The organism is Priestia sp. TSO9 (assembly GCF_021029645.1).
Classification (GTDB): Bacteria; Bacillota; Bacilli; order Bacillales; family Bacillaceae_H; genus Priestia; species Priestia megaterium_E.
In genome coordinates this window covers 1-254 of sequence record NZ_JAJEKD010000056.1, presented here as the reverse complement: position 1 = coordinate 254, position 254 = coordinate 1, and the positions used below count along the sequence as shown (strand labels likewise).

Sequence of the window (254 nt, the reverse complement as noted above, 5' to 3'; positions counted from 1 at the left end):
CTGACATTGGACGTAATTGGGGGATCATTTACAGGGATAACGTTAATGGTCACCGTTGAAACCGCCGTTCCTCCTTGACCATCCGACACCAATACCGTAAACTGATCCGTCCCATTAAAATTCAAGTTGGGTTGATAGCTAAATGTTCCATCTGCATTCACCACGGCTACTCCATTTACTGGTGCAACCTGTAGCTGGTAACTAAGAGGGTTTCCATCCACATCGGTCCCTACCACTGCTCCTACCACAGGGCT

At 48.0% G+C, this 254-nt stretch carries 1 protein-coding gene; it reads right to left on the bottom strand.

All coding sequences use genetic code 11. The features are described from left to right. Window positions 1-254 (bottom strand): cadherin-like domain-containing protein (locus tag LJC66_RS27615; protein WP_230933932.1); only part of this gene is annotated, 254 nt, incomplete at both ends.